At 57.5% G+C, this 4473-nt stretch carries 3 protein-coding genes; all 3 read right to left on the reverse strand.

The window, feature by feature from the left end; genetic code table 11:
* Nucleotides 1-529: 529 nt before the first annotated feature.
* The gene (locus tag AC57B6_RS17775; protein WP_496421802.1) at nt 530-1627 is read right to left on the reverse strand and encodes an Imm72 family immunity protein; all 1098 of its coding nucleotides are present in this window, start codon (nt 1625-1627) and stop codon (nt 530-532) included.
* Between the two features lie 17 nt (nt 1628-1644).
* Nucleotides 1645-3180: a hypothetical protein gene (locus AC57B6_RS17780; RefSeq protein ID WP_496421803.1), complete on the reverse strand. Its 1536-nt coding sequence runs from the start codon at nt 3178-3180 to the stop codon at nt 1645-1647.
* 13 nt (nt 3181-3193) lie between these two features.
* The coding region (locus AC57B6_RS17785; protein ID WP_496421804.1) for a DUF2345 domain-containing protein at nt 3194-4473 on the reverse strand (1280 nt) is incomplete at its 5' end.

Below are 4473 nucleotides of genomic sequence, written 5' to 3' on the forward strand. Positions count from 1 at the left end.
TGGATCTCCTTCGTGGGCGACGTCTTTATCGCTCAATTGAATGGAGGTAGCGACGGCCTGAACGACGCCGTTAGCTGTCGTCTTGTCGCCGTTCAAAATCAGATATCGTTTCATGATGCCTTTAAGCTTAAGGTTTCTCGGGTATTCAATCCTGATTCGCGAATCGTTGCGTTACCCGTCATTTCCTTGTCCAGACCCGCATATGCGACGCTGGTCGTAACAACCATTGACGCAAATCGGCTCGCACCATGAGCGTTCCCCGGTTGGAGACAAACGTATCGCGGTGAGAGAGACCCTTAGATGCCTCAATCGTCAGCCTGCCCGTTGAAAAATATAGTGTAGCCATCCGGTTCCGTTACCAAACTTCATGATGTTGCAGCCAACGGGGCGATTTTTTCAGGGCTGGATACGAGATGCTAGGGCCGCAACCTTAAGCTGAGGTGCATCGCAACACCTTCGAAGAGGATTCCGATACGGCGAGATGGGTCGCGTGAAGACGAGTCGACGGGTGACCCCACATCCTCTGTTTTCAGCGCCCGTCTTTGTCCTGGCGAAGAAGAGTCCACTCCACGTAATGCACCTTGCCAGCGTCTGACCAGTCCTTTATCACCAGATCTGGCATGACCGCACCCTTGACAACATGTACCTGATGGTCCGGATGGCCGGTCGCTTGCCAATGCCCAGTAGCCGGGCATACTTCGCCCGTTCTCACCGCCGGGATGACTCGGTCCGGTTCGATGTAGGGCACGCCCCCCGGTGCCGTCAGGAAGTATTCGGACTCGTCTGGAATCAAACCGTCCATGTAGCGATCATCCTTCCAAAGCAGGCGCCAGCTCACGTCGATGTCTTCGGCGTGGCCACGATTCTCGTTGAAAGGTCCCGTCATGCGAGGCGCACGCGTGCCTTGAACAAGGTAGTTAAAGCAGCCCGCATTCTCGCTACTGGTGGCGCCTACCGGAATAAGGCCTAGCACTTTCCCGCGGGTGATCGTGACCGGTTCCCATATTCCATCGACGGGCACGGTGTCGCCCGTGCGGATCACGACACCGGCAGGTTGCGGCACAGGCGGCAATGGCTCGGGAAAAACGGGAAAGCCGAGTTGGTAGAAGCGAAAAACGTACGCCTCAGGATTGAGCAGCGCGCCGGCCGCTGTGAACTGCGCGGTCGCATCATCACCCGCGGGCACCTCGCAGGCAGCGTGCTCGCCCACATACTCGCTTCTGCGCATAAGCAGATTCAGCGCTTCAACCTTCGGCGGGTAAGGCGCCTCCTGAATGCCACGCTCCCAATAGTCGCCATCCGGGTAAAAGTACTTGGCGACGACGTGATAGTCCGTCAGCGCCTGATCGAATGCTTCCCCTTGGCGCCAGACGAAACGGTAACCCCGCCGCAGTTCGTCCAGGCCCTTGTTGTAGGCACTGAGGACACCGTAGATGCGCGGTAGGTTGTCCGCTGGCATCTGCTCACGCTGACTGGTAGGCCAAGTCTTGACCGCGTTTTCATACGCACGCATGAAAATTTCCCAGTCGTCGCGCTTCTTGGCCCAGAGGCTGTAGCTTGTCAATCTCTTCAGGAGCCAGAAAACCTGACGGCGCGTCGTTTCATCGCGCATGCTGAACAACTTCATTGTGGTCCCGTCGTCCGTTACCGGTTGTCTGAATTGGCGGCACGCGCCACCGCGGTTGCACTGCTATTGGTCACCTTGGTCTGAATTTCTTCCGTCCCGAGCCGACGCGTCTGCGCCGCACCGCGCACGTTTTCGTCGAACTTGCTGTAGCCATAGACGTCTTCGATGTTCGTCCAGTTCGTCGCCCGAAGCTCGACAGTTACGCCATTCCTCGAGATTTTCGGCGGCAGCTCGCCTCGCTTGAGCATCTCGCCTGCCGCGGTAATTTCGTCGGCAAGTTCCCCGAGATCTACAACGAGTTGCTGGCCGCCACCTTCGAGATATTGAGTGGGAACCTTCTCACCGTACTGCTCGGCAATCTGCCCAGACCAGGCTTTCAGATCCATACGGGCGGGCAGGTCCGCAGGCAGATGCACGATCGCGAGAAAGCCGTTGCCGTTCCACTCGTCAAGCACGGCCGAGCGTGTCCGCCATTCCTCCGCACTTTTGGGCACTTCACCCACACCCCAGAAAGCGGGTTGCCGTCCTCCCGCCTTACTCCCGCCAGGGTATGGCGCATGCTTGGAGGGATTGCCGAAGGCTCGATACAGCTTCTTGCCAGCCAGTTCCTCGGACCCTATCGCAGAAATCTCACCAGAGAACGTTGCGACCTTCGTGAAAACCGGTTTTTTCCCGTAGCTCGCAATCTCGCCACGGTCTTTCAGGATATCAGGCCAACCCGCCTCGATCTTAGGTTTGTACTTGCCAGTCAGCATTGCCTCGACCTCGCCACTATCAGCGCGGCATTCCGAGGAAGGGAACCTGCCACGCCGGATTTCCCGCGCGAGCCGTCGTTCTTCAAGATACGCCTCGGCTTCACGGCGTACCTTGGGCATGCCACCCGTAGCAATCTCATGAATTTCGCCGCGGTAAACCATGTTCTGTAGCGTTTTGAGTTTCGCTTCGAATTCTCGCAACGCCTTGGGAACCATGCGGTCGGCCATGTCCTGCAACGCGGCGAAGCCCGCGCTCACCTGGTCGATTTTGCTGCGCCATACTTCGGGCAACATTTTTCCAACACGTGCTTCAAGAGACTTCCGGATGGCGAGCTGGACGGTTGCACAAAAGTCCTTCAGCTTCGTTAGGACCTGAGATTCGTACTGCGCTATGTTCAGAGCTTTCAGCCACTTCGGCGCGTCACCGTGGCCCATACGGTTCAGGAACTGGATGACTTCCGCAAGGAGAGCACGGTCTTTGGCGACAACACCTTCAACCCGCAATGCCAACCGGCCTACACCCTTGATTACGCCACCAACCACCGGTATCAGGGCGAACACCAGAATGACGAGCAGCACCCACTCCATGATCTCCTCGCGCTTTTTCGGGTCCGTGCTCAGGTGAATGGAGACGGAGAGAAGGTCGCGGGCAGCCGTCACATCGCCCACAAGCGGAATCATTCCGATTGCAGCATCCGTGATGACCTGACTTATGGTCTGCTTTTCATTGAAAGCGCCTTGCAGTGTTCCCCAACACCACTGCCCCACCTCCAAAGACGTCTTTTTGAAATCTTCCAAGCTCCAGCTCACCTTACGCTCCCCCGTGCTTGGCCAAAAGCGAATCGATATCGCTTTCAGAAAGCTGTTCGCCCTTGAAGTCAGGATTCTTCGTCAGATCCTTGCGCGCGAATTGACGTGCATCGGGGCCAAGCTGAACTTGAACCGGACCGACCGGCACGTTTTCCAGATGCATTTTTCCTTGCGCGTCCAATACACCTTCTCGCGTACTGTTGTCCGATAGCGTTGCGATGTACTTGGCGCCCTGCACTGGCTCATTGTCGTGATACAGATACTGCATGGCGGCGTCATATTTGGACGTTGGAAGCGGTGGGAGTGGATAGTCCGTCTGAGCGGGGCCGTTAAACGCGTGCTGACTGCCCTTGATGTCGACGTTACCGGGTGCGTGAATCTCGATGTTGCCGTCCTTGAGCCGGATGTACGCACCGCCCGAAGTCAGGAGAATTGCCTGGCCTGCTGCGGCTTCGATTTTTTCCGTTGCGGAAAGCATTCTCACGGTCTTCTGCGCCGTGAATTCGATGCCGTCGGAGTGCGCCTGAATCTCAACCTTGCCCTTTGCGGCAAAGAGCTTCATCCCGGCGTTCTGGACAAACAGACTGATCTTCTCCGACACACTCGCAACCAGCGATCTGCCGGTTGCGACGTGCGTGTTCTGACCGCTTACCAGATTGACGATCTGATCCGCCGCCATGTGCGCGGACTTCTGCGCCGATATCGCGATGCCCGCCGGCGTCGCGAACAGCATGATCGGCTCCTTGAATGCGTTCGCGCTGCCGGTACCACCGCCCGCTGTGTTGCCGCCGTTACTTGCCGCGCCCGAGACACTGTTTTGCGTGGCGTCGGTGAAAGACTTGAGCGAGTCGTAGCCGTCTTTCAGGCTTTCGGCCTGGTGGGTTTCGCTCGCTTGGCTTAGCGCTTCGATCACACTTTCCGAGTTCACCAATTGGCTATTGGCCTCACGGACATCAAGCGGCTGGCTCGATGCACCCGTTGTCGGATGAGTCGACATGTACATGCCTCGCGCAGCCCGGACCGCGCCATATGCATCCGACTTCAGATCAAACCCACTCCCAAGATACGCGCCTCGCGAGTTGCCCGTCTGCGCGATCAGATATCCCAGATGCAGCTGCGCATTCGTGCTCGTGCTGTAGAGCTGCACGCGGTTCTGGCCGGTGGCATCGTCCATCACCATCTGGTTATATCCGCTGCCTTGGTATTCTTTGGACTTGTAGCCTGAAAGGATGCCGTTCGAATGCCATTCGGGAGTCTTTGCGCCGTTGTAGACGCGGCCGG

The organism is Paraburkholderia sp. BGA-UO-ETr-F12 (assembly GCF_059567945.1).

Coding starts and splice junctions, on each gene's coding strand:
- AC57B6_RS17775 (WP_496421802.1), bottom strand. CDS start 1,627: ATGAAGTTGTTCAGCATGCGCGATGAAACGACGCGCCGTCAGGTTTTC.